Source organism: Streptomyces sp. Ac-502 (assembly GCF_045222935.1).
In the GTDB taxonomy this organism is placed as follows: Bacteria; Actinomycetota; Actinomycetes; order Streptomycetales; family Streptomycetaceae; genus Streptomyces; species Streptomyces monomycini.
Map to the genome: position 1 here is coordinate 3,556,034 of NZ_JBHFFO010000001.1, position 23,072 is coordinate 3,579,105.

The 23,072-nt window shown below is 73.5% G+C and carries 17 protein-coding genes and 4 pseudogenes; 10 read left to right on the plus strand and 11 right to left on the minus strand.

The window, feature by feature from the left end:
- Positions 1-5 precede the first annotated feature (5 nt).
- Entirely contained in the window at positions 6-872 is an 867-nt protein-coding gene (locus ACEXOX_RS16035; protein ID WP_406521385.1) for a MaoC/PaaZ C-terminal domain-containing protein, read from the minus strand.
- 517 nt (positions 873-1,389) lie between these two features.
- Between ACEXOX_RS16035 and ACEXOX_RS16040 the strand changes: the two genes are divergently transcribed.
- The 3 genes and pseudogenes from ACEXOX_RS16040 to ACEXOX_RS16050 all read left to right on the plus strand — a co-directional run bounded on the left by ACEXOX_RS16040 (position 1,390) and on the right by ACEXOX_RS16050 (position 4,895).
- On the plus strand, positions 1,390-2,586 hold the full coding sequence (locus ACEXOX_RS16040) for a sensor histidine kinase (RefSeq protein WP_406526363.1): 1,197 nt from the start codon (positions 1,390-1,392) through the stop codon (positions 2,584-2,586).
- 122 nt (positions 2,587-2,708) lie between these two features.
- A pseudogene (locus tag ACEXOX_RS16045) lies at positions 2,709-4,105 on the plus strand (condensation domain-containing protein).
- Positions 4,106-4,256: 151 nt separating this feature from the next.
- On the plus strand, positions 4,257-4,895 hold the full coding sequence (locus ACEXOX_RS16050) for a response regulator (RefSeq protein WP_406521386.1): 639 nt from the start codon (positions 4,257-4,259) through the stop codon (positions 4,893-4,895).
- Positions 4,896-4,910: 15 nt separating this feature from the next.
- Here the strand turns inward: ACEXOX_RS16050 and gcvH are convergent, their stop codons facing one another.
- From gcvH to ACEXOX_RS16065, 3 genes and pseudogenes are all read right to left on the minus strand, one after another.
- Positions 4,911-5,306, minus strand: coding sequence for a glycine cleavage system protein GcvH (gene gcvH, locus ACEXOX_RS16055; RefSeq protein WP_406521387.1), 396 nt, complete (start codon positions 5,304-5,306; stop codon positions 4,911-4,913).
- A gap of 69 nt (positions 5,307-5,375) precedes the next feature.
- Positions 5,376-6,188 (minus strand): SDR family NAD(P)-dependent oxidoreductase, encoded by an 813-nt coding sequence (locus tag ACEXOX_RS16060; RefSeq protein WP_406521389.1) that lies wholly within the window; start codon positions 6,186-6,188, stop codon positions 5,376-5,378.
- Positions 6,181-7,625: pseudogene (locus tag ACEXOX_RS16065) on the minus strand (MFS transporter). Before ACEXOX_RS16065 ends, ACEXOX_RS16060 begins: the two are co-directional and overlap by 8 nt.
- A gap of 170 nt (positions 7,626-7,795) precedes the next feature.
- Between ACEXOX_RS16065 and ACEXOX_RS16070 the strand changes: the two are divergent.
- Positions 7,796-9,070 (plus strand): VanZ family protein, encoded by a 1,275-nt coding sequence (locus tag ACEXOX_RS16070; protein WP_406521391.1) that lies wholly within the window; start codon positions 7,796-7,798, stop codon positions 9,068-9,070.
- 33 nt (positions 9,071-9,103) lie between these two features.
- Here ACEXOX_RS16070 and ACEXOX_RS16075 read toward each other — a convergent pair whose 3' ends face one another.
- Positions 9,104-10,300, minus strand: a complete 1,197-nt coding sequence (locus ACEXOX_RS16075) for a lipid-transfer protein (protein ID WP_406521393.1) — start codon at positions 10,298-10,300, stop codon at positions 9,104-9,106.
- Between the two features lie 82 nt (positions 10,301-10,382).
- Positions 10,383-12,644: an acyl-CoA dehydrogenase gene (locus ACEXOX_RS16080; RefSeq protein ID WP_406521395.1), complete on the minus strand. Its 2,262-nt coding sequence runs from the start codon at positions 12,642-12,644 to the stop codon at positions 10,383-10,385.
- A 421-nt stretch (positions 12,645-13,065) separates the two neighbouring features.
- Here ACEXOX_RS16080 and ACEXOX_RS16085 point away from each other — a divergent pair.
- From ACEXOX_RS16085 to ACEXOX_RS16100, 4 genes and pseudogenes are all read left to right on the plus strand, one after another.
- Positions 13,066-13,715 (plus strand): annotated as a pseudogene (locus ACEXOX_RS16085) (class I SAM-dependent methyltransferase).
- A gap of 21 nt (positions 13,716-13,736) precedes the next feature.
- Positions 13,737-14,714: an N-acetylmuramoyl-L-alanine amidase gene (locus ACEXOX_RS16090; RefSeq protein ID WP_406521397.1), complete on the plus strand. Its 978-nt coding sequence runs from the start codon at positions 13,737-13,739 to the stop codon at positions 14,712-14,714.
- Between the two features lie 176 nt (positions 14,715-14,890).
- Positions 14,891-15,754, plus strand: a complete 864-nt coding sequence (locus ACEXOX_RS16095; RefSeq protein WP_406521398.1) for a DUF5336 domain-containing protein — start codon at positions 14,891-14,893, stop codon at positions 15,752-15,754.
- Between the two features lie 173 nt (positions 15,755-15,927).
- A complete protein-coding gene (locus tag ACEXOX_RS16100) occupies positions 15,928-16,938 on the plus strand; it encodes an LLM class F420-dependent oxidoreductase (RefSeq protein ID WP_406521400.1) in 1,011 nt (336 codons plus the stop codon).
- A gap of 142 nt (positions 16,939-17,080) precedes the next feature.
- On the opposite strand, the gene ACEXOX_RS16105 is transcribed toward ACEXOX_RS16100, so the two are convergent.
- Positions 17,081-17,323 (minus strand): hypothetical protein, encoded by a 243-nt coding sequence (locus ACEXOX_RS16105; RefSeq protein ID WP_406521402.1) that lies wholly within the window; start codon positions 17,321-17,323, stop codon positions 17,081-17,083.
- A gap of 112 nt (positions 17,324-17,435) precedes the next feature.
- A complete protein-coding gene (locus ACEXOX_RS16110) occupies positions 17,436-18,239 on the minus strand; it encodes a maleylpyruvate isomerase N-terminal domain-containing protein (protein WP_406521403.1) in 804 nt (267 codons plus the stop codon).
- 108 nt (positions 18,240-18,347) lie between these two features.
- On the opposite strand from ACEXOX_RS16110, the gene ACEXOX_RS16115 reads away from it, so the two are divergent.
- Entirely contained in the window at positions 18,348-18,647 is a 300-nt protein-coding gene (locus ACEXOX_RS16115; protein ID WP_406526364.1) for a hypothetical protein, read from the plus strand.
- 34 nt (positions 18,648-18,681) lie between these two features.
- Here the strand turns inward: ACEXOX_RS16115 and ACEXOX_RS16120 are convergent.
- The 3 genes and pseudogenes from ACEXOX_RS16120 to ACEXOX_RS16130 all read right to left on the minus strand — a co-directional run bounded on the left by ACEXOX_RS16120 (position 18,682) and on the right by ACEXOX_RS16130 (position 22,067).
- A pseudogene (locus ACEXOX_RS16120) lies at positions 18,682-19,751 on the minus strand (prenyltransferase/squalene oxidase repeat-containing protein).
- On the minus strand, positions 19,748-20,551 hold the full coding sequence (locus ACEXOX_RS16125; RefSeq protein ID WP_406521404.1) for a class I SAM-dependent methyltransferase: 804 nt from the start codon (positions 20,549-20,551) through the stop codon (positions 19,748-19,750). Before ACEXOX_RS16125 ends, ACEXOX_RS16120 begins: the two are co-directional and overlap by 4 nt.
- A 103-nt stretch (positions 20,552-20,654) precedes the next feature.
- Positions 20,655-22,067: a glycosyltransferase family 4 protein gene (locus tag ACEXOX_RS16130; RefSeq protein ID WP_406521405.1), complete on the minus strand. Its 1,413-nt coding sequence runs from the start codon at positions 22,065-22,067 to the stop codon at positions 20,655-20,657.
- Positions 22,068-22,352: 285 nt separating this feature from the next.
- Here ACEXOX_RS16130 and ACEXOX_RS16135 point away from each other — a divergent pair, with 285 nt between their 5' ends.
- The gene (locus ACEXOX_RS16135) at positions 22,353-23,006 is read left to right on the plus strand and encodes a TetR family transcriptional regulator (RefSeq protein WP_406521407.1); all 654 of its coding nucleotides are present in this window, start codon (positions 22,353-22,355) and stop codon (positions 23,004-23,006) included.
- Positions 23,007-23,072: the final 66 nt, after the last annotated feature.

Here is a 23,072-nt window from a genome sequence, read left to right on the forward strand (position 1 = left end):
TGTCCTCACACACCCGGCGGGCCGGTCTCGACGGCGGTGTCCGCCAGGACCGGCGCGTCCTCCCGGTCGGCCGCCGTGACCGACACCAGGACCCGCTCCGGCTCCCGCCACATGCGGACGCGCAGCGTCTCGCCGGGGAAGACCACCCCGGCGAACCGGGTCGTGTACGCGGTGACGCGCGCCACGTCGCCGTCCAGCACCTCGTCCACCACCGCCTTCAGCGTGATGCCGTAGGTGCACAGCCCGTGCAGGATCGGCCGGTCGAAGCCGGCCAGCTTGGCGAAGTCGGGGTCGGCGTGCAGGGGGTTCCAGTCGCCGGACAGGCGGTAGAGCAGGGCCTGGTCCTCCCGTACGGGCCGTTCGACGGTGCGGTCCGGCGCGCGCTCGGGAAGCTTCCGCCGGCTGGACGGGCCCCGCTCCCCGCCGAAGCCGCCCTCCCCCTTGACGAAGATCTGCGTGTCGCACGTCCACAGCGGCCCGTCGTCGTCGGCCGTCTCGGAGCGCAGCACGATGACCGCGGCCTTCCCCTTGTCGTACACGGCGGGCACGGTGGACGTCTGGACGGCCCGGCCCCGTACGGGCAGGGGCCGGTGCACGGTCACGGTCTGGCCACCGTGCAGGACGGCGGCCAGGTCCACGTCGATGCCGGGCGCGGACAGGCCGCCGGCCAGTGCCATGCCGCCGCCCGCCACCGTCGCGAAGCTGGGCAGTACGTGCAGCTTGCTCTCCAGGGTGTAGCGCAGCTCGCCGGGGTCGGTGGCGGGCACGCCGGCGCCGATGCCCAGGTGGTAGAGCAGGACGTCCTTCGGCTCCCAGGCGAGTTCGGTGGTCCGCGGCTCGGCGGAGGTGGCCTTGGCGGCGTCGATGGGCATGGGGCTGCTGCTCCTTCACCACGGTGGGAAGACCCCGGCCCGGCCGTCCGCACCGTCGGCCGTGCCGGGGTCGCCTGCGGTCGGCCGTCGCGTCGGCGGTCCGGGCGGTACGGGGCCGGCCACGGCGCCCGGCCCGCCGTTCTAGAACGCGTTCTATCCGACGGCTCCCATGTATAGCCGATCCGGCGGGAGCCCGGAACCCCCTGACGCACCGTCAGGTAGGCGCGGTGCACCCACCGCCCGTCTCTGTGACATTTGTCGGTACCGACCGCGTACATTCACCCCTGCCGAGGCCGCGGACGGCGTCGATAGCGTCGTCGGCAGAGCGCGGACAGCGGCGCGGAACAGGGAAGAGGCAGTACGGAACGTGCGCAGGAACCGGCAGACCGAAGCGGACGGACGGGACGGGCGAGACGGTCAGGAGGCGCAGGACGCGTGCGGCGGGCGGGCCCGGCCCGGCCGGCGCCGCCCCCGTGAGCAGCCCCGGCCGGGCTGGTCCGGCCTGTTCGACGTACCCATCGAGCCGCACAGGGCCGTCGGGGCCGGGACGAGCGACGGGAGCGCCCCCGCCAAGGACACCTCCGCCAAGGACAAGGGCCCGCGCGCCTTCACCTTCCTGCCGTGGCTGCTGATGGGTGTCGGCGCCCTGTCCAACATCATCAGCGGCAAGTCGCAGAACACCTGGCTGGCGGGCCTCGGCCTGCTCGCCTTCAACTCGATCTACATCTTCGTCGTCTTCTCGGCCTTCAACCCCCGCTACCGCGACTCCCGCGTCCCCGTGTACGGCCTCGCCGCCCTGACCGCCGTCACCTACGCCATCTCGATCACCTTCGGCCACTCCTGGCTGCTCTTCTTCCCGCTCCTGTCCCTGGCCTCCGGCGCGGTCCGGGCCATCCGCGGCAAGCCCCACTTCATCCTGCTGTTCGTCCTCAGCGGCTCCGCGGGCACCATCGCGGGCCGGCTCGTCGGCGACCACTGGGAGGCCGCCGCCATCGGCTACGGCACCTTCCTCTCCGGCATGGTCACCGCCACCGTCCTGAGCCTCTTCGACACCGTCAAGCAGCTCGACGCGACCCGCCAGGAGCTGGCCCGCACCGCCGTGGAGAAGGAACGCCTGCGCTTCTCCCGGGACCTGCACGACCTGCTCGGCCACACCCTGTCGGTGATCGTGGTCAAGGCGGAGGCGGTACGGCGGCTCGCGCCGCGCGACCTCGACGCGGCGCTGGCCCAGACCGCCGACATCGAGGCGGTGGGCCGCCAGGCGCTCACCGAGATCCGCGAGGCGGTCACCGGCTACCGCGAGGGCAGTCTGAGCACCGAGCTGGACCGCGCCCGGTCCGCCCTGGAGGCCGCCGGCATCGAACCCGTCGTACGCGAGTCCGGCCCGCCGCTGCCCCCGCAGGCGAGCGCGCTGCTCGGCTGGGTCGTGCGCGAAGGCGTCACCAACACCGTGCGGCACAGCGGCGCGACCCGCTGCGAGATCGAGGTCCGTACCGACGCCGCCGGCGACCGGGCCCGCCTCACCGTCACCGACGACGGCCACGGCCCCGCCCCGTCCGCCGCACCCGCCACCACCGGCGGCACCGGCCTCAAGGGCCTCACCGAACGCCTCGCGGCCGCCGGCGGCACGCTGGACGCCGGGGCGGACGGCCGCCGGGGATTCCGGCTGGTGGCGGAGCTGCCGTTGGGCGGCGAGGAGCCCACGAGGCGCTAGCGTGTCCTTACCGCACAGTTCCGCCCCACGGTGCAACTTCGCTCTCATGGGATAACTCCCGCCCCGTCCGGGACAACCTGTAGCTGAGTTCCCGCGACTACGAACGGAGAACCCCTGTGCGCATGACCGACATCCAGCGTTGCGAGGTACGGCCCGGACGCCTCGTGGAGTGGACCCTGCACCCGGCGGTCGTCGAGGCCGCCACGAGCTTGCCGAACGATGCGCGCCCGCCCGCCTACATCCAGGAATCCCACGTGCGCACGGCACGATCGGTACGCGAGGACGGGCTGTTCGTCCCCACCTGGCTCGGCACCGCCTTCGACATACCGCAGAGAGCCGACCTCGACGTCCTGCAAGAGGCGCTGCGGACCTGGACCCTCCGGCACGAGACGCTGCGCAGCGGTTTCCGCTGGGCCGGTGACGAGATGCAGCGGTTCACGCTCGACGCCGGCGACGTCGTGCTGCACCGTACGGAGGCCGGCGACTTCACCGACGCGGCGGCGCTGACCCAGCATCTGCAGGATCGATTCGACATCGCGGCGGACGCGCTCAGCTGGCCGAACTTCATCTTCGCCGCGGTCGTCCGGGACGACAGTACGAGTGTCTACATGGCGTTCGACCACAGCAACGTCGACGCGTACTCCATCCAGCGGATCACCGCCGAGATCCACGAGCTCTACGCGGCCGGTCTCGACCGCCGCACCGTGGACTCGGCGCCCGTCGCCAGCTACGTCGACTTCTGCGCGACCGAACGCAGCACCGCCGACGAGGTCGACGACACGCACGAGATCGTCGCCCGCTGGCGGAAGTTCATCGCCCAGTGCGACGGGAAGCTGCCGAACTTCCCCTCGACCTCGGCCTCGACCCCGCCGGCCCGCTGCCCACGCAGAAGTTCCTGCACGAGATGCTGGTGGACGACGCCGCGGCGGCCGCCTTCGAGGCGTACTGCCGTCCGTACGGCGGCAGCTTCATCGGCGTCCTCGCCGCCACCGGCCTCATCGTCCGCGACGTCGGCGGCCACCCGGTGTACCGCACCGTCGTGCCCTTCCACACCCGGGCGAAGTCCCGGTGGTCGGACTCCGTGGGCTGGTACGTGGGCGGCGCGCCGATCGAGGTGCCCGTGGGCCAGGCGCCGGACTTCGACACCGCCATGCGGATGGTCCGTACCGCGTTACGCGAGAACCGGTCGCTGTCCCGGATCCCCCTCGCCCGCGTGCTCCGGCTGCTGGGCTCGGACTTCCGGCCCACGTCCCCCGACCTGTACTCGATCGTCTCGTTCGTCGACGCGCGCGACGTCCCCGGTTCCGAACAGTGGCAGCACCTCAAGGCGTACGGGCTGATCCGGGTCTCGTACGGCGACCAGGTGTGCGCGTGGATCACCAGGCTCCACGAGGGCCTGCAGTTCGCCGGCCGCTACCCGGACACCGACGCCGCGTACGGCAGCCTGCGGCTCTACGTCGAGCGGCTGCGGGACATCGTCCTGTCGGTGGCACGCGAGGGCGTCGCGACGCCCGTGTGAGGTCGCCCGGCCCCCTGATCCGAGCCGAACGCCGGCCGGGGCCCGTTCCGTACGGGTCCCGGCCGCCCGGTCCGGCGACAGCGCTGGGGCCGCATGACCGCATGACCGCACCGTGACCAGGGCCCGCCCGCGCGCTGGTTAGGCTTGACCCATGACCGACCCGGGCGGCGAGCAGGCCGACACATGCGTGAAAGTCCTTCTCGCCGAGGACCAGGGAATGATGCGGGGCGCGCTCGCGCTGCTGCTCAACCTGGAGGACGACATGGAGGTCGTCGCCCAGGTGTCGGCCGGGGACGAGATCGTGCGGGCGGCGCTGGAGGCGCGGCCGGACATCGCGCTGCTGGACATCGAGCTGCCGGGCCGCAGCGGGCTGGACGCGGCGGCGGAGCTGCGGGAGGCGCTGCCGTCCTGCGAGGTGCTGATCGTGACGACGTTCGGGCGGCCCGGGTACCTGCGGCGGGCGATGGAGGCGGGCGCCTCCGGGTTCCTCGTCAAGGACGGGCCGGTGGAGGAGCTGGCGGCGGCGATCCGGCGGGTGCTGGCCGGGGAACGGGTCATCGACCCGGGGCTGGCCGCCGCCGCGCTCAGCGCGGGGCCCAATCCGCTGACCCAGCGTGAGCGCGATGTGCTGACCGCGTCCGTGGACGGGGCGACCGTCGCCGACATCGCGGGGAAGCTGCACCTGTCGCAGGCGACGGTGCGCAACTACCTCTCCGGCGCCATCGGCAAGACCGGCACGCGCAACCGTATGGAGGCGGCGCGTACCGCCCGCCAGAACGGCTGGCTGTAGCGGCGGGCCGGGCCGTCAGCTCTCCGTGCCCTCCTGGAGATAGCTCTCGTAGCCCTTCGCGTCCATCAGCGCGTCGAGTTCGGCGGGCCGGGACAGGCGGAGGACGATCAGCCAGCCCGCGCCGTACGGCTCGTCGTTGATCTGCTCGGGGGCGTCGTTGACGGTGTCGTTGACCACGAGGACCGTACCGGTCAGCGGTACGTAGACCTCGGTGACGGCCTTGACCGACTCCAGCGACCCGAACGCGTCACCCGCCTCGAACCGCTCGCCCTGCTTGGGCAGTTCGGCATAGACGATGTCGCCCAGCTGCCGCTGCGCGTGGTCGGTGATGCCGACGGTGACCTGATCGCCTCTGACCCGGACCCATTCGTGGTCCTTGGTGTACGAAAGATCCGCGGGGATGTTCGCCATGCCGCGGACGGTGCCACCGCGCCCGGGCGGAGGGAAGGCTTCCGGCGGGGACGGACGTCCGGCGGCCGCTCACGTCCGCAGGTACGACGCCCCGTTCAGGTCCAGCACCGCGCCCGAGCTCCACTGCGCCTCCGGGGAGGCCAGCCACCGTACGGCGGCCGCGACCTCCTCCGGCGTGGCGACCCGGCCGAACGGGCTCTGCGCGCGGATCGCCGCGCCCTCGGCGCCGGTCAGGCGGTGGGCCACCCGGTCCGTGTCGATGAAACCGGGCGCTACGGAGGCCACCGCGATGCCGTACGGGGCGAGGGCGACGGCGAGCGACTGGCCGAGGGCGTGCACGGCGGCCTTGGTGGCGCCGTAGGCGGGATGGTCGGGTTCGCCGCGGAAGGCCCCGCGGGAGCCGATGTTGACGATCCGGCCGCCGGTGCCCTGCGCGATCATCGCCTGGGCCGCGCCGTGACCGAGGTGGGCCGTGCCGAGCAGGTTGACGGCGACGTGCTGCTGCCAGGCGGCGGTCCAGTCGTCGTACGGCGTGGTCGCGGGCGGGTGCGGGGTGTTGACGGCGGCGTTGTTCACCAGGACGTCGAGCCCGCCGAGCGCCTCGACGGCCGCCCCGGTCAGCGCGGCGGCACCGGCCGGGTCGGCGAGGTCGGCGCCGAGCAGGACGTGGCCGCTGCCGGGCAGCGCGGCGAGGGTCTCCTCGGCGTCGGCGCGCCGCGATCCGTAGTGCACCGCGACCCGGTCGCCGTTCGCGGCGAAGGCGTGGGCGACGGCCCGGCCGAGGCCGCGCGAGGCGCCGCTGACCAGGACGCGGCGGCCGGTGGCGGGGAACGCCGGGACGGGGGCGGCGGGAGCGGAGGGCACGGGTGCGGGGTCAGTCATGGTGGGCGTCCTCGGGTCGGCGCGGCAGGGCAAGGACCATCAGGAGCACGCTCGCCAGCAGGACGACCGTGCCGACCTGGAAGGCGAGGCCGTACCCGGCGGCCATCGCGGCCCGGCCGCCGTGGTCCGCCGCGATGCGGGTGGCCGCGACCGTGGACAGGACCGACAGGCCGAGCGCGCCGCCCATCTGCCGCGAGGTGTTGATCAGGCCGGAGACCAGGCCCTGGTCGGAGGGGGCGGCGCCGGAGGTGGCGATGGAGGCGATCGGGGTGGCGGTCAGGCCCGCGCCGAAGGCCATCAGGACGCCGGGGCCGAGCAGCGTGCCGAGGTACGTGCCGTCGGCGTCCATCTGCCCCTGCCAGAGCATGCCGGCGGCGGAGACCAGCGCGCCCGTGACGGCCAGCGTCTTGGCGCCCGCCCGCTTCATCAGGCGCGGCGCGATCTTGGAGCCCAGCACGATGCTCAGCGAGTGCGGGATGAAGGAGAGGCCGGCTTCGAGGGGGTGTAGCCGAGGACGTTCTGCACGTAGAGGGAGAGGAAGTACCACATGGAGAACATCGCGGCGCCGGCCAGCACCATGGCGCTGTTCGCCGCGTACACCGAGCGCAGCCGGAAGAGCGTGAGCGGCATCAGCGGTGCCTTCGTACGGGCTTCGACGGCCACGAAGGCGAGGAGCACCAGCAGGCCGGCGGCCAGCGGCAGCAGCGCGGTCGCGGAGGTCCAGCCGTCCGACTCGGTCTGCACGATGCCGTACGCCACCAGCGCGAGGCCGGCCGTCACCAGCAGGGCGCCCGGTATGTCGAGCCGGCGCCCCTCGCCGCGCCGGCTCTCGGTGAGCCAGCGCAGCGCCCCGGCCAGCACGAGCGCGCCGACCGGCACGTTGATCAGCAGCACCCACCGCCAGGAGAGGTACTCGGTGAGTACGCCGCCGACCAGGCCGCCGACGGCGCCGCCGCCCGCGCCGACCGCGGTCCAGGTGGCGATGGCGCGGGTCCGGGCCGGGCCCGCGGGGAACGCGGTGGTGAGGATGGTGAGCGTGGCCGGGGAGAGCACCGCGGCGCCGATGCCCTGCACCGCGCGGGCCGCGATCAGCTGCCACGGCTCCTGCGCCAGGCCGCCCGCCAGGCTGGCGACGGTGAAGAGGGTGAGCCCCACGACGAATATCCGTTTGCGCCCGAAGAGGTCGGCCACCCGGCCGCCGAGCAGCATGAACCCGGCGAAGGTGATCACGTAGGCGTTGACCACCCATTGCAGCCCCAGCTCGCTGAGCCCGAGGCCGGTGCGCATGCTCGGCAGCGCGACGTTGACGACCGAGACGTCGAGGACGACGAGGAACTGCCCGGCGCAGACCAGCAGCGTCACCAGCCAGACGGGCGGGGTACGGCGGGCGTTTCCGGGCAGCGTGGCGGGGGTGGCTGTCGGGGGCATGGTCTCCATAGTTGCACCTGACACGCGTCGGCGGCATCGGATTATCGGCCCGGAGGTGGCCGGTCGGCGGGCCTACGCCGAAGGTCACCGGGTCCGGGCCGAAGGTCGCAGGGCCGGGCCGGAGGTCCCGGCCGGACGAGGCGGTATCCGCGCGTCCGCGCCCTTCAGGGTTACCGTCATTGATCACCGGGAGCGCGCGGCCGACCACGCGCGCCCTCACCTGCCAGGAGAGACACCATGCGCCTACGCAGCCGTACGGCATTACCTGCGGCATTACCTGCGGCATCACCCAGCCGTTCAGCGTTGCCCACCGTGGCCGCGATCGCCACCCCCGGCCCGGCCCCGGTCGTACGCTGACCGCCGTCTTCAGCGGGCACGGGCTGTTCGTCGCCCTCGCCGTCGTTCTCTCCTGCGCCGTGGGCGCGGTGATCTGCGCCGTCGCCCGCAGGAAACGCTCCCGCCTCCTTGCCTGGGGACTGTGGGGCGCCTGTACGACCGCCACGCTCGCCCTGACGCTGTGGAGCACCGGCGACGGAGGCGAAGCGGCGTCCTGCACCGTGAACCTCGATGTCTTCGAGCCCTTCCGGCAGACGCAGGGGCTGCTCAACTTCGGAATGCTGGTGCCGTTCGGCCTGCTCGGCGTCCTCGCCACCGGACGTCCGGTTCTGACCGCCGCGCTCGGCCTCCTGCTCCCGGCCGCGATCGAGACGGCTCAGGCGCTGGCCCCGATAGGACGGGCGTGCGACACGAGCGACCTGGTGGCCAACGGCCTCGGCGCGCTGCTCGGGACGGCGGCCGGCACCGTCCTCGCGAGGTTCGGCCGCGCTACCCCTTTGTCCCCCGGCGCGACCGGAAGAGTCTTCCTCGGCGGCGGAGTCGCGGCGGTCGTCATGGGCGCCCTGCTGTTCTCCTTCACCGAGTTCAGCGTCGTCGGCCGCACGGTGGGCGCCGTGGCGGCCACGGCGGAACAGAAGGCCGCGATCGACGGCCGGCTCCGGGCCGCCTTCGGTGGCGCGTACCGCGCGACCGACCACAGCGTCACGCTCGGCGAGGACGGTACCGGCACCGTCACCGCCTTCTTCGGTGCCGGTGCGGCCCAGCTGAGCTGGCCGGACCAGAGCGAGTTCACCGCCTCGATGCCCCCGGCGGACGTGGCGTCCGGCCAGGCCTTCGCGGTGCCGGGCACCGAGCCGCGGCCCGCGACCGGCCCGGATGCCGTGCGGATCGCCGAGGCGTACGCCGGCCGGTACGCGCCCGGGTGGCTGAAGAACGCGAAGATCCATGTCTCGCGCGACGACGGGCAGGCCGGCCGCGGCTGGCACGTCTACTGGCGTCGGCAGGAAGGCAAGGTCCTCCTCCCTCCGGGGCTCGACCTGCGTATGGACGGTGAAGGGCGCGTCAGCGACCTGACCGAACGCAGGACCAACGATCCCGCGCGCGCTGCCGCCGGGTGACCGGGGCGGGCGAGGGCCCCGGGGCTCCGGCCCTCACCCCTTCCGCAGCAGCGTCACCACCGCCGCGCCGCCCAGCCCGATGTTGTGCGCGAGGCCGACGCGCGCGCCGGGTACCTGACGGGCGCCCGCCGTTCCGCGCAGCTGCCACACCAGCTCGGCGGCCTGGGCCAGGCCCGTCGCGCCGAGCGGGTGGCCCTTGGAGATGAGGCCGCCGGACGGGTTGACCACCCACCGGCCGCCGTGGGTCGTGGCGCCGTCCTCGGCCAGCTTGCCGGACTCGCCGTCCGCGCACATGCCGAGCGCCTCGTACGTCAGCAGTTCGTTGACCGAGAAGCAGTCGTGCAGCTCGATCACGTCCACGTCCTCGATGCCGAGGCCGCTCGCCTCGTACGCCTGGCGGGCGGCGGCCCGGGACATCGGGCGGCCGACGACGTCGATGCAGGAGCCGGAGGCGAAGCTGTCCTGGGTGTCGGTCGTCATGGCCTGCCCGGCGATCTCCACCGCCCGGTCGGCCAGGCCGTGTTCGCGGACGAACCGTTCGGAGGCGACGACGGCGGCGGCCGCGCCGTCCGAGGTCGGTGAGCACTGGAGCTTGGTCAGCGGCCGGTGGACGGTCCGGGCGGCGAGGATCTCCTCGACCGTGTACACGTCCTGGAACTGGGCGTTCGGGTTGTCCGCCGAGTGCCGGTGGTTCTTGGCGCCGACCGCGGCGAGCTGGCGTGCGGTGGTGCCGTACCGGTCCATGTGCTCGCGGGCGGCGTTGCCGAAGAGCTGCGCGGTGGGCGGGGTCATCTCGAAGCCGTGCGCGGCGGCCATCACCGCGTAGTGGCGGGCCACCGGGGAGGCCGCGAAGTCGCCGCTGTCCGCGCCGCCGCCGAGCACGCCGCGTTTCATCTTCTCGAAGCCGAGCGCCAGTACGCAGTCGTTGAGGCCGGAGGCGACGAACTGCCGGGCCATCATCAGCGCGGTGGCGCCGGTCGCGCAGTTGTTGTTGACGTTGTAGACGGGGATGCCGGTCAGGCCCAGTTCGTAGACGGCGCGCTGGCCGGCCGTGGAGGCCTGGTAGCAGTAGCCGACCGGTGCCTGTTCCACGGCGTTGTACGGAATGCCCGCGTCGGCGAGGGCCTTGCCGCCCGCTTCCCCCGCCATGTCCCAGTACTGCCAGTCGCGGGTTTCCGGCTTCTCGAACTTCGTCATGCCCACGCCGATGATGTACGCCTTGCCGGCCATGTCCGTCCTCCTCCTCGGGGCGTCCCCGGGCCCTGCTGTCCGGGCGTCCGGGTCTCCGGGTAACGGGTCTCCGGGTAACGGGTCAGATCAGCGGGCGCGGCTCCGGATCCCTGGGCAGGCCGAGCAGCCGCTCCGCGACGACGTTCAGCTGCACCTGCGTCGTACCGCCCGCGATCGTCAGGCAGCGCGACATCAGGAAGCCGTGCAGGGCGCGTTCCGCTTCGCCCTCACCCGTCGCGCCCTCCGGGCCGAGGAGTTCGAGGGCCAGCTCGGCGACCTTCTGCTGGTGCGCGGTCTGCACCAGTTTGCGGATGCTGGCACCGGCGCCCGGCTCCCGTCCCGCCACCTGCTGGAGGGTGGTGCGCAGCCCGATGCAGGCCAGCGCGTGCGCCTCGGCGGCCAGCGCGCCCATCCGCTCGCGTACCGCGCCGTCCAGTCCGGCGGTCCGCTCGATCAGCGCCTCCAGGCCGGTGCCGAAAGTCACCTGGTCGACCATGTGGACGCGTTCGTTGCCGAGGGTGTGCCGGGCCACCGTCCAGCCGTCGTCCACCTCCCCCACCACCGCATCCGCCGGCAGCAGGACGTCGTCGAAGTACACCTCGCTGAAGAGCGCGTCGCCGGTGATCTCCCGCAGCGGCCGTACCTCGATGCCGGGTGCCGACATGTCGACCAGGAAGAAGGTCAGGCCCTGGTGCTTCGGCACCTCCGGGGCCGTCCGGGCGAGCAGGATGCCGTACCCCGCCCACTGGGCCGCCGAGGTCCACACCTTCTGGCCGTTGACCCGCCAGCCGCCGTCCACCCGCTCGGCCCGGGTACGCAGCGCCGCCAGGTCCGACCCGGCCTCCGGCTCGGAGAACAGCTGGCACCACAGCTGGTCGCCGCGGAGCGTCGGCAGCAGGTGGCGCTCCTTCTGCTCCGGCGTCCCGTAGGTGATCAGGGAGGGCACCACCCAGGTGGCGATCCCCAGATCGCTGATCCGGACCCCCGCGTCCCGCAGTTCCCGCTGTACGGCCAGCTGCTGTACGGGGCCGGCGCCCAGACCGTACGGGGCGGGCAGGTGCGGCGCCGCGTACCCGGTGGGCGCCAGCTCACGGCGTACGGCTCCGGGGTCCAGGCCGCGCACCTCCGCGATCACCGCGCGGGCCTCCTCGCGGTACCGGGCCGCCTCCCGCGTCCGCTCCTCGGGCAGGTCCACGCGCAGCTCGCGCCGGGCGCCCCCGGCGCCGTACCCGGCCGCCCGCAGCCGGTGTTCGGCGCCGCCGCCCAGCAGTTGGCGGGCCACGGTCGCGCGCCGCAGGTACAGGTGCGCGTCGTGCTCCCAGGTGAAGCCGATGCCGCCGAGGATCTGGATGCAGTCCTTGGCGCAGGTGAAGGCGGCGTCCAGGGCGGTGGCGGCGGCCAGCGCGGCGACCATGCCGCGGGTCGCCGGGGCCTCGTCCGCGGCGCGCGCCGCGTCCCACGCCAGGGCGCGGGCCTGCTCGACGCGTAAGAGCATGTCCGCGCAGAGGTGCTTGACCGCCTGGAACTGACCGATCGGCCGCCCGAACTGTTCGCGTACGCGGGCGTGCTCGGCGGCGGTGTGCAGGGCCCGGTCCGCCGTACCGCACGCCTCCGCCGCGAACAGCGTCGCGGCCAGGTCCCGTACGAGGGCGGAGTCGATGTCCAGCAGCCGCGCGGACGGGACCGTGACGCCCTCGGCCGTCACGCGTGCGGCCGGGCGGGTCGGGTCGGCGGCGGACGGCACGCGTACGGCGAGGGCGTCGGCGTCCACGGCGAGCCAGAGGGTGCGCGGCGGTGCGGCGGACGGGCCGGTGGGCGAGTCGGCGGGCGGGTCGTCGGGGGCGGTCTCTTCCGCCGCTTCCGTCTCCGCCGCCGCCAGGATGATCAGGTCGGCGTCGCCGCCGCCGAGGACGGGCGGCGCGGCGCCGTCCAGCACGTACCCGTCCGTCGTCGCGGCCGCCCGGAGCGTGCCCGCGCCGAGCGCCACCGCGCCGATGCGTTCGCCGGTGGCCAGGGCCCGCGCCAGATCGGGGGCGCCGCCGCGCCGCAGCAGTTCGGCGGCGAGCACGCTGGGCAGATACGGGCCGGGCAGCGCGGCACGGCCGGTCTCCTCCAACACGACGGCGAGGTCGAGCAGTTCGCCGCCGCCCCCGCCGCACTCCTGCGGCAGGTGCGGCCCGAGCAGGCCCATTTCGGCGAGCCCGTCCCAGTACGCGGGGCGGCCGTGACGGGCGGGCCCGGCGTCGAGCAGCTTGCGCACCTCCTCCGGAGGCACGGCCCGGGCCGCCCACCCCCGTACCGCCTCGGCCAGCTCCCCTTGCTCCGGTGTGATTCCGATGCCCATGCCGGGCAGACTAGAACACGTTCAAAACTGACGGTAGGTCAGACGGGGCAGCGCATGGGCCTGACCGCGTGGGGCCGGCCGGCCCCACTCCCGGACCGCGCCACCGGCCGTACGGCACCGTCGCCCGCACGGCGCCCTCGACCACGCGGCGCCCCCTGCCGTACGGTGCCACCGCCCACACGTCCCCACCCCCGAACTCCTAGCCCCCTCCGAACTCCACCCCCTCCGGATTCCCCGCAACCTGCCCCACCGCCGCATTCCCCGGACTCCGGAATTCCCCGCCCCATTCCCCGCCGACCCGCCGTTCCCCCTCCCGGCACCGAACACCCACCCGCCCGTCCCGCGCATTAACGGCACGTACGATCCGTCGTTATGAGTCACCGCCGCACTCCGGTGACCGTACGACCGAGGAGGAATCCCCATGGCCGCCGCGAACACCCCCAAGCCGGAGATACTCGCCGCATTCGAGGCGGCAAAAGGGTTCATGCCGCTCGACGAAGGGCTGGCCCTTTACGCGGCGGCCGGCGAGGCGGCGGCGCTGGGGATGCCGCTCGTCGAGGTCGGCACCTATTGCGGGCGCTCCACGATCCTGCTCGCCGACGCCGCGCGCGCGGCGGGCGTGACAGCCGTCACCGTCGACCACCACCGCGGCAGCGAGGAGCAGCAGCCCGGCTGGGAGTACCACGACCCGACCGTGGTCGACCCCGAGGTGGGCCTGATGGACACCCTGCCCGCCTTCCGCCGCACGCTGTACGCGGCCGGGCTGGAAGACCACGTCGTCGCCCTGGTGGGCCGCTCCCCGCAGGCCGCCGCGCTCTGGAACACCCCCGTCGGCCTGGTCTTCATCGACGGCGGCCACACCGACGAGCACGCCACCGCCGACTACGAGGGCTGGGCGCCGCACGTCGCGACCGGGGGCTGCTCGTCATCCACGACGTCTTCGCCGACCCGGCGGACGGCGGCCAGGCCCCGTACCGCGTCTACCGGCGCGCCCTGGAATCCGGCGCCTTCACCGAAATGTCGGTACAGGGATCGCTGCACGTGCTGCGTCGTACCGGCGAAGGACACTGACCTCACCACTACGATCGCGATGTGACGAACGGCAGTACATTCCCCCCGCGCCGCCGTTTCGGCGGCACCCTCGTCGTCGTCCTGGCCGCACTGCTGGCCGCCTGCGCCGCGGGCTGGCTGATCTGGCGGTCCGCGAGCGGGCACGGCGGCGACAAGCCCCCCAGGGCCCTGCCCGCCGCGACCCCGGCCTCCCCCGACGGCCGGCCCGGCACGGACGGCACTCCCGGCGACGGCGGACCGGACCGGACGGACGGCGGGAACGCCGGAACCGGCGGAGACCGTGACGGCAAGGGTGACCAGGCCGGGCCCGGCGGCCGGGCCGGCACCCGGCTCCAGGGCAAGGTCGTCCTCCTCGACCCCGGCCACAACCTCCACAACCGCGACCACACCCGCGAGATCGCGCGCCAGGTGGACGTCGGCAACGCGCACAAGGAGTGCGACACCACCGGCACCTCCACCAACGACGGCTACGCCGAGGCGTCCTTCACCCTCGACGTCGCGCGGCGCGCCCGTACCCTCCTCCAGGCCGAGGGCGCCAAGGTCGTCTTCACCCAGGACGGCGACCGTCCGTACGGCCCGTGCGTCGACGAGCGGGCCCGCGCCGGGAACGAGGCGAAGGCCGACGCCGCGGTGTCCGTGCACGCCGACGGGGCGGGCGACGGCAACCGCGGCTTCCACGTGATCCTGCCCGCCCGGGTCACCGCGGGCGCGGCGGACACCTCCGCCATCGTCGGCCCGTCCCGGGAGCTCGGCGAACGCCTGGCGGGCCGCTTCGTGGCGGCCACCGGGAGCGCGCCGGCCAATTACCTGGGCGGCGGTACCGGGTTGGTCGTCCGGTCCGACCTCGGCGGCCTCAACCTCTCCGGCATTCCCAAGGTGTTCCTGGAGTGCGGCAATATGCGCGACCCGAAGGACGCCGCGCAATTGACCGATCCGCAATGGCGGGAAAAGGCGGCCCGCGGGATCGCCGAGGGCATTACGGGCTTCCTGACCCGCTAGCGGGCGGCGCCGATACCGACTCGATACCTGACCGATACCTACAAGACGGCCCACAGGATCCGGCGGTAGGTTCCCCCTTACGATGGGGGGCCACCCCGTGCCTCGCCACGCGCCCACCAGCGCTTACGGCAGCGACAGCGAAGACCAGAACACCGGAACCGACAAAGGACCCTTACGTGAACATCCGCTCCCTCACTAGAGGCGACGGCGTGGTGATCGGAGCAGCGGTGTTGCTGTTCATCGCCTCGTTTCTCGACATCAGCTCGTACGACGGATCCGACTGCACCGGCAGCTTCTGCCCGAAGATCACGTCCACGAACGCCTGGGACTCGCTGTCCCTGCTGATGGGCATGTTCCTGGCCGGCGTGATCGCGGCCGCCCTGATCGTGGCGGCCCGCGCCCTGCCGCAGCCGCTGAAGGTCGCCGGGCTCGACCTCGGGCAGTTCGGCGTCGCGTGGACCGTGTTCGTCGCCTGGTTCGCCTTCTGGACGACGGTCAACAGCGGCGGTGCGGGCGCCGGCCTGATCCTCGGCCTGATCGCCGCGCTCGTGCTGGCCGCCGCGGCCGTGGCCACGCCGCTGGTACCGGCTCTGAAGGCCGGCCTCGTCCCGGCCCCGCGGCCGCAGACCCCGTCCCCGTACGGCGCGGCTCCGGGCCAGGGCTACGGCTACCCCGGTGCCCACCAGCAGCAGCCGGGCCACGGCGGGTACGGCTACCCGGGCGCCCAGCAGCCCGGCCAGGGCCAGCCGCAGCCGGGGCAGGCCCAGGCCCAGCCCGGCCCGCAGTCGTACGGCGGGCAGCAGCCCTCCCCGGCCGCCGCGCAGCAGCCGGCGCCCGCCGCGGACTTCGCGCCGTTCTGGTTCGCGGTGCCGGTGGCGCGTCCGCTGTACGGCGAGGACGGCGCGCCCACGCCGATCGCCGAACTGGCGCCCGGCACGTGGTACCTGGCCGTGGACCAGCGGGGTCAGGCGCTCATCGCGCAGACGCAGGACGGGCGCCGCGGCGTCCTCCAGGACACGACCGGCATCCAGCGCGGCTGACACCGGCCGCCGCCCGCGCCGTACGGCCCCTCACCCGCTCCGGGTGAGGGGCCGTCGCCGTACCCGGCCTTCCTTTCGCCTCCCGCCCCTCGTACAGTGCACCGACCGCCAAGTCGGCCTGCCCGCCTGTCACTTCTCCTCCCTCCCGTCGGCCGTCCCGGAAGGGGCCCACCGTGCGACTCGGACTGGCGCTCGGCTACTGGGGCCGCGGCCCCGACCCCCGGCACGTCGAACTCGCCCAGGAGGCCGAACGGCTGGGCTACGACTCCGTATGGACCGCGGAAGCCTGGGGCTCCGACGCCTTCACCGCCCTCACCTGGATCGCCGCCCACACGTCCCGGATCAAGCTGGGCACCGCCATCGCCCAGATGGCCGCCCGCACCCCCACCGCCACCGCGATGCAGGCCCTCACCCTGGACCATCTGTCCGGCGGCCGGATGCTGCTCGGGCTCGGTCTGTCGGGGCCGCAGGTGGTGGAGGGCTGGTACGGCCGCCCGTTCCCCGCGAGCCCGCTCACCGCCACCCGGGAGTACGTGGACATCGTCCGCCAGGTGCTGCGCCGGGAAGCCCCGGTGACGCTCGACGGCCGCTTCCACCCGCTCCCCTACCGCGGCCCGGACAGCACCGGCCTCGGCAAGCCGCTCAAGTCCATCACCCACCCCCGCCGGCCCGGCCTCCCCGTCCTCCTCGGCGCCGAGGGCCCCAAGAACATCGCCCAGACCACGCGCATCGCCGACGGCTGGCTCCCGCTGTACTGGTCCCCGTACCGCACCGACGCCTACGAGGCGTCCCTCGCCGACGCCCCCGAGAACTTCCTCGTCGCCCCGATGGCCCGCGCCCAGCTCTGCGACGACGTGGCCGAGGGCCTGCTCCCCGTCAAGGCCATGCTCGCCTTCTACATCGGCGGCATGGGCCACGCCTCCCACAACTTCCACGCGGACCTGATGTCCCGCATGGGCCACGAGGAAGCGGCCCACCGCGTCCAGGACCTCTTCCTCCAGGGCCGCCGCGACGAAGCCGTCCACGCCGTCCCCGACACCTTCGCCGACGACATCTCCCTCATCGGCCCCCGCCCCCGCCTCGCCGACCGCCTCACCGCCTGGCGCAAGGGCCCGGTGACCGACCTCCTCGTCACGTCCCCCGACCTGAAGACGTTGCGGGCACTGGCGGAGCTGAACGGCTGACCCCACCACACACCCCCACACGAGCGGGTGAACCACCCCCTTTCCATCCGCCGCCCTGCCACCTGCGCTCCTAGCCTCGCGCCATGGAAGCCCCGTACCACACCCAGTGGCAGGTGCCGGAAGAGCACCACAGTGACCCGGCCTACGTGGAGGCGCGGGCGGCGATCGCGCTCGGGCAGGCGGTGTTCGACGTGCGCGGTGCGCTCGGGATGTCGGTGAGTGAGCTGGCGCGCCGGGCGGGGCTCGGTGAGGACGAGGTCGAGCGGATCGAAGGGGCGGCACCGTGCCGACGCTGCCGCTGCTGCGCCGGCTGGCGGGTGCGTTCGACGCGCAGCTCGATCTGTCCATCGACTCGGACGAGCTGTCGCTGTCCTTCGCCCCGCACGCCGCCTGCCCCGAAGAGGCCGTCGCCCGGCCTGACCAGCAGAGACCGGGCGCCCGGCCTGCCGCGAAGAAGCCGGCGCCCGGTCGCGTTGCCGGGCGCCGTGGCCGGTGGGTCAGCCGAACACCGCCATCCCCAGCCACTCCTCCAGGAACGCCCGGTCGCCCGTGACCTCGATGCCCGGTGTGTCGAGCGGGAGGCGGCGGTAGTAGACGCGGAGGAGGTCGGCGGCGGGGCCCTGGAGGGTGGCGGTGGCCGGTTCGGGGGTGTGGCGGTAGGCGGGGGTGGTGCCGGTGAAGTCGAGGAGCCAGTCGGCGGGGGCGCCGGGCGGGGTGTCGGTCGCGTGCAGGCGGACGGTGCGGTCGGAGCCGAGGAGGGTGTTGAGGGCGTGGCCGGGCCGGAGGGTGGGGAGCAGGCACATCAGCTGGGACCACTCCTCTATCGTGTCGGCGGCGACCGCCGGGTCCAGGGGGAAGGCGGCGCCCGTGGTGGCGGCCGCGTCCGCCCGGTGGACGATCGTCTCGTGGGTCAGCCGCCGGGGCCAGAAGCCGGACGGCTGCCCCGGGGCCCAGGCCCAGACCGGCGCGTCGGGGCCCGCCTCGCGCATCGCCTCGGCGGCCAGCCGTGCGCCCTCCTCCAGCCAGGCGTCCAGGGCCGCCGGGTCGTCGGCGGACGGGCCCTTGGCCTCCGGGACCGTCTCGTAGGGCACCATCTCGGTGGCCCGGGTCCGTACGGTCATGGCGGCCCAGCGGTAGGCGCCGCCGACGTGCCGGACGAGGTCTTCCAGGGTCCAGTCCGGGCAGGTCGGTACGGCCGCCGTCAGGTCGGCGCCCCGGATGGTCTCCCGGAACCGGTCGCCCTCCACGAGGACTTCGGCGCAGTAGCGGTCGTGGTCGAGTGTTCCGTTCATGGTCGTCATGGGTCGCACAGTAACGGGTAGGAGCGGATGCCACCTCCGGATATCCGCGAACGGCGCGCGCAGGGCGCGGAGTTGTTTATCGCGGGCCCGTACGGCTACCCGGCTGGCATGTCCAGGAGACACCGGTACGGAAGCAGTCACGCGGCCACGGCCGTCACCGTCGTCGCGGACGTCACGGCCGTCATCCTCGGCCTGTGGATCGCGATGTACCTGCTCGACGCGAACCGCGCCAACGACCTGGTGCACTTCGTCCAGGGCGCGGCGCGGTGGCTGGCGGGCTGGTCCTACAACCTCTTCACCTTCGACGCCGACTGGCTGCGGACGCTGCTGAACTACGGGCTGCCCGCGCTCGTGTACCTGTGCGTCGGGCACGCGCTGGCCGCCCGTATCCGGCGGATCGAGCGGTGAGGAGGGGCAGCACCGGGGCGCCCCTCCGTACGCGTCAGCGGCAGCAGTCCGGGTCGAGTCCGGTCGGCAGGCGTTCGCCGCCGAAGACGGCGGTGGTGGCCTCGTCTCCCCCAGCGCGGCCACGGCCAGCAGCATCGATCCGGCCGTCCAGGAGGTCTGCTCCTCGGGCCAGACCGCGTCGTCGTCGAAGACGTAGCCGGTCCAGTACATGCCGTTGTCGGCGCGCAGGTGCTGGACCCACTTGAGGATCTGCACGGCACGGTCGGACTCGCCCATCGCCCAGAGCGCCAGGGCCAGTTCGGCGCTCTCGCCGCCGGTGACCCACGGGTTGGGCAGGACGCAGCGTACGCCGAGGCCGGGGACCACGAAGTCTTCCCAGGCGGACTCGATGCGCTCCTTGGCGGCGGTGCCGCGCAGGGCGCCGCCGAGGACCGGGTAGTACCAGTCCATGGAGTAGCGCGCCTTGTCGAGGAAGCGTTCGGGGTGGTGCTGGATGGCGTGGCCGAGCCGTCCGAGGGCCAGCTCCCAGTCGGGCTGGGGCTCTTCGCGCTGTTCGGCGATGGCGAGCGCGCAGCGCAGCGCCTGGTGGACGGAGGAGGAGCCGGTCAGCAGGGCGTCGGTGACGGGGGTTCCGTCGTCCTCGCGCTTCCAGCCGATCTCGCCGCCGGGCTGCTGGAGGTCGAGGACGAATTCGACGGCCGCGTAGACGGCGGGCCACATGCGGTCGACGAAGGTGTCGTCGCCGGTGGACAGGTAGTGGTGCCAGACGCCGACGGCGAGGTACGCGCAGAAGTTGGTCTCGCGGCCGCGGTCGGTGGGGGCGGCGGCGTTCCCGTCGGCGTAGGCCGCGTACCAGGAGCCGTCCGGGTTCTGGTGCCGGGCCAGCCAGTCGTACGCGGCCTCGGCGCGCTCGTGCTCGCCGGCCGCGTCCAGGGCCATGGCGGCCTCGGTATGGTCCCACGGGTCGAGGTGGTGGCCGCGGAACCAGGGGATGGCGCCGTCCTCGCGCTGGGTCGCCAGGATGCCGGCGACCGTGCGGGCCGCCTGTTCGGCGGTCAGCACTCCGGGCAGGACCAGGCGTTCGGTACGTCCTGGTGTGGTCACTTGGCGGCCCCGGAGGCGGCAGCGTCAGCTTCAGCGACGGGGGCGGCGGTGACGTCCGTGGCGACGGGGCCGGCGGCCCGTTCCGGCAGGTGCGGCTTGGTGGCGTACGCGACGAAGCTCTTGCCGATGACCGGGTTGAGCAGCTGCTCGGCCATCCGCGTGGCCAGCGGCTTCTTCATGATGTCCCAGACCAGCAGCTTGTGGTACGCCTTGACCGGCAGCGCCTGGTCGTTGTCGACGCCGAAGGCGCACCTGAGCCACCAGTAGGGGCTGTGCAGCCCGTGCGCGTGGTGGGTGCCGTACGGCTTCAGGCCCGCCTCACGCATCTTGCCGAGGAGTTCGTCGGCCTTGTAGATGCGGATGTGGCCGCCCTCGACCTCGTGGTAAGCGTCGCTGAGCGCCCAGCAGACCTTCTCCGGGCCGTAGCGCGGCACGGTCACCGCGATCCGCCCGCCGGGCCGCAGCACCCGCACCATCTCGGCGAGCACCCCCTTGTCGTCGGGGATGTGCTCCATGACCTCGGAGATGATGACGACGTCGAAGCTCTCGTCGGGGAACGGCAGGGCCAGCGCGTCACCCTCCATGGCGGTGGCGGTGGCGCCCGCCGGGGCCTCCCCGGCCTCCTTCATCGCGGCGAACCACTTGGCGACCTCGCGGATCTCCTCGGCGTTCTGGTCGAGCGCCACGACCTGCGCGCCGCGCCGGTAGCACTCGAAGGCGTGCCGGCCCGCGCCGCAGCCCAGGTCCAGGACGCGGTCGCCCTGCGCCAGCGGGAATCGGGAAAAGTCGACGGTCAGCAAGGGCTCTCTGCTTTCGTCCTGGAGGTCCGCGGCAGCTACGGCCGACGGCGGCGGGTCATGGCGGTGGTCACGGTGGTGCGGGTCGGTGCCCGGCCGGTGCGCATCAGGCGCGGCCGGCCGGGGACGGTGCGATGGCGGGCGCGGAGCCGCGGGCGGCGCGCCCGCTCCGGGACTGCACGGCGATGGCCTCCCGGTAGCGCTCGGCGGTGCCGATGGCGGCCTGGCGCCAGGTGAAGCGGGCGAGGACGCGTTCGCGTCCGGCGGCGCCGAGCCGGCGGCGCAGGGTGTCGTCGTCGAGCAGCCGGGTCAGTCCGGCGGCCAGCGCGTCCGCGTCGCCGGGCGGTACGGACATGCAGGTCTCGCCGTCCGGTCCGGAGACCTCGGGGATGGCGCCGCCGGTGGTGGCCAGCAGCGGCGTGCCGGTGGCCATGGCTTCGGCGGCGGGCAGCGAGAAGCCTTCGTAGAGGGAGGGGACGCAGGCGATCTGGGCGCCGCGGACCAGGTTCACGAGTTCGCTGTCGCTGATGCCCTTGACGAACTCGACCGCGTCACCGAGGCCGTGCCGGGCGATGGCGGCGGCGACCGGGCCGTCGTCGGCGCGCTTGCCGACGACCACCAGGTGGGCCCGGGGGTTTCCGGTACGGACCTTGGCGAGGGCTTCGACCAGGTGGACCAGGCCCTTGAGGGGGACGTCGGCGCTGGAGGTGGTGACGATCCGGCCGGGGATCTCGGGGACCGACGGATCCGGTGAGAAGAGGTCGGTGTCGGCGCCGATGTGCACGACGTGGATCCGGCCGTCCCGTACGCCGAGGTGGTCCACGATCTCCTGGCGGGAGGAGCCGGAGACGGTCAGCACCGACGGCAGGCGGCGGGCGACGCGCTTCTGCATCCGGGTGAAGCCGTACCAGCGGCGGACCGAGACGCGCCGCTTCCAGCCCTCGGCGGCGTCGAGGTCGAGCTGCCGGTCGACGGTGATGGGGTGGTGGATGGTGGTGACCAGGGGCGCGCCGAGGTCGCCGAGCAGGCCGTAGCCGAGGGTCTGGTTGTCGTGCACGACGTCGAAGTCGCCGCGGCGGGCGGCGAGGTGGCGGCGGGCGCGCAGCGAGAAGGTGAGCGGTTCGGGGAAGCCGCCGGTCCACATGGTGCCGACCTCGACGGCGTCGATCCAGTCCCGGTACTCGCCGCGCTTGGGCGTGCGGAACGGGTCGGGCTGGCGGTAGAGGTCGAGGCTGGGCAGCTCGGTGAGGGTGACGCCGCCCCCGGACTCCGGCCGGGAGGAGGCGGCCACGTCGTCGAGGACCGGGTACGGCTGGGCGCCGATCACTTCGACGGTGTGGCCCAGGCGGGCCAGTTCGCGGGAGAGATGGCGGACGTAGACGCCCTGGCCGCCGCAGAACGGGTTGCCCTTGTAGGTCAGCAGGGCGATGCGCAGGGGGCGGTCGCCGTCCGGACCCGGGGAGGCGGCGGGGGCCTCGGCGGGGTGCTGCGCGGCTGCCTGGACGGCCTCGGCGGACACTCTCGGCCCCCTTCTCGCTGGACTTTCGCCGGAGCGTAACCGCTGGCGCTAATCTAGAACAAGTTTCAGTACGGTTCGGCCGCGGCCGGCCGGTGACCGGCCGACGGGCCACGGCGGCCGGTGGGCTACCGACCAGTTCAAGGAGGTTCGAATCTACCGGCCGGAAACCCGGCGGAAAGAGCGGCACCAGGTGATTCGCGCCACCACCTGCGCCCCTGCCATGCTGTGCCGATCGCATGACCGGTACGCGCCGCACCGCGGGCGGACTGTCACGGAATGGGACATATGACTACGGACTCCACAGCGGCCGGAGCGACGCTCCCCGCCAGTCCTCCCCTGACCGCGCGTCAGGAGGCCCGCCGCCGCCGCATCCTGCACGCCAGCGCCCGGCTGGCCGGCCGCGGCGGGTTCGACGCCGTACAGATGCGCGAGGTCGCCGAGTCGTCCGACGTCGCGCTCGGCACCCTGTACCGGTACTTCCCCTCCAAGGTGCACCTGCTCGTGGCGACCATGCAGGACCAGTTGCGGCACATGCACGAGACGCTGCGCAAGCGCCCGCCGACGGAGCGGGAACCGGGCGCCCGGGTGGCGCAGACCCTGATGCGGGCCTTCCGGGCGCTCCAGCGCGAGCCGCAGCTGGCGGACGCGATGGTGCGCGCCCTGACGTTCGCCGACCGTTCGGTCAGCCCGGAGGTGGACACCGTCTCCCGGCTCACCACCGCGATCATCCTGGACGCGATAGGGCTGGACGGCGCGCCGACGCCGGAGCAGTTGTCCGCCGTCCGGGTCATCGAGCACACCTGGCACTCGGCGCTGATCACCTGGCTCTCCGGGCGTGCCTCGATCGCCCAGGTGAAGATCGACATCGAGACGGTCTGCCGGCTCATCGACCTCACCGCGCCGCGGCGCGTACCCGACCCGAAGACTACGAACGGGTAACCCCTAACGAGGCGCATTCGGGGCGCGCACTCCCCCAACGCGCGCCCCCACGCCCCCCGCTTGGCC